The sequence below is a fragment of the Paracoccus sp. (in: a-proteobacteria) genome (assembly GCF_030536915.1).
Taxonomy (GTDB): domain Bacteria; phylum Pseudomonadota; class Alphaproteobacteria; order Rhodobacterales; family Rhodobacteraceae; genus Paracoccus.
Genome location: NZ_JAUNPC010000225.1, coordinates 1 through 1,554, shown reverse-complemented (window position 1 = coordinate 1,554; position 1,554 = coordinate 1). Strand labels below are relative to the sequence as shown.

The following is a 1,554-nucleotide window of genomic DNA, read 5'->3' as shown; positions in this document are numbered from 1 at the left end:
GACGGAGCCCGCGCCAGACTTTACCCCGCCGCCGATCGAGCCGCTTCCCCCGCCCGAGACGGCGGCGTTCGAGCCGCCTCCGTCGCCGGACTTCACCCCCCCGCCGCTGGTGACATTGCCGCCTTCCGATTTCGCCTCGCTCGCAGCCCCGGCTGCTCGGCTGAAGCAGCCTCCGCGGCAGCGCCCCGAGCGCATTCTGGAACTCGCCCGCGAGGCCAGACCCGAACCGGAGCGCCGGCGCGAACCCGAACGGCGCGAGACCCGGCGCGAACAGCCTCGCACCGAGCGCCGGGCGGAACAGCGGGCCGAGCAGCGGCAGGCCGAACCGCAGGCCCGCCAGCCGGCCCGAGGGCGGGAAAGTTCTGGCGCCCAGCCCGCACGCCAGGCTGCACAGGGCAGCGCGTCGCGCGCCGCTTCGGCAGGGCAGATCGCGTCATGGCAGCAAACAGTCGGTGCCCGCATCACCGCGCATATGAGACGCACCCGCATCTCGGGCGGCAGGGGCAGCGTCACCGCAGCCGTCACGGTCACCATCCAGCCAAATGGCCGCGCGAGCGCCCGGCTGGCAAAGGGTAGCGGCGATGCGCATGTGGATCAGGCGCTCCAGCGGCAGGCGAACAGGATGCCGCGCATGACCGCCCCGCCAGGCGGCCAGCCCGCCAGCTTCACCGTGCCGTTTCGTATCAATCGGTGAGAACGCAGTTCACGAGGCAGGGCAACCGTGCGGCCGACACAGGCCGCCCGAGTCCTATGCCGCGCTTTGGGGCAGGATGAACGGCCCTTCGGCCGGCGCCTTTCCGACCTGTAACGGGCAGGCATAGACCTGGCTCAGCCGATCCGAGGTCAGCACCTCGGCCGGCGCCCCTTCGGCAGCCAGGCGCCCCGATTCCATCAAAACGACCCGGTCCGCAAACATCGCCGTCAGGTTCAGGTCGTGCATCACCGCGACGACTCCGCCGCCCCCAGCCGCGAAGTCGCGTGCCAGACGCATGACCGCCAGCTGATGGCCGATGTCCAGCGCCGACACGGGCTCGTCCAGCAAAAGCCAGTTCGGCCCTTCAACCCCGGATGGCCCACCGACCTGCGCCAGCACGCGCGCCAACTGTGCCCGCTGCTGCTCGCCCCCCGACAGCTGCTGGCAGGGGCGGCCGACATGGGCCGCCAGCCCGACCGCGGCAAGGGCGTCGAGCGCGGGTGTGTCGCCCGAAACGCCCCGCACCTCGCAGCCGAGCTTGACGATTTCCAGTACCGTGAAGGGAAAGGCCAGCGTCACCGACTGCGGCAGCACGGCGCGGCGACGGGCAAGGGCGGCGGGCGGCCAATCCTCGAGCGCGCGTCCGTCAAGCGTCACGCGACGCTCGGCCGCAAGCTCTCCGGTCAGGGCGCGCAGCAGTGTGGTCTTGCCCGACCCGTTTGGGCCGACGATCGCGGTCAGCGTGCCGGGCCTTGCCGCGAAGTCGATCCGATGCAGCACCGGACGGCGGCCGAGGGACAGCGAGAGATCATGGGCGGCCAGCGTCATGGCTCCATCTCCGCGGCGCGGCCGATGAGAAT

2 protein-coding genes are annotated in these 1,554 nt (G+C 71.6%); one reads left to right on the top strand and one right to left on the bottom strand.

The features are described from left to right. Window positions 1–694 (top strand): TonB C-terminal domain-containing protein (locus Q4F04_RS15940; protein ID WP_303370763.1); only part of this gene is annotated, 694 nt, incomplete at its 5' end. A 54-nt stretch (window positions 695–748) separates the two neighbouring features. Here Q4F04_RS15940 and Q4F04_RS15935 read toward each other — a convergent pair. Further along, window positions 749–1,554 (bottom strand): heme ABC transporter ATP-binding protein (locus tag Q4F04_RS15935; protein ID WP_368660745.1); only part of this gene is annotated, 806 nt, incomplete at its 5' end.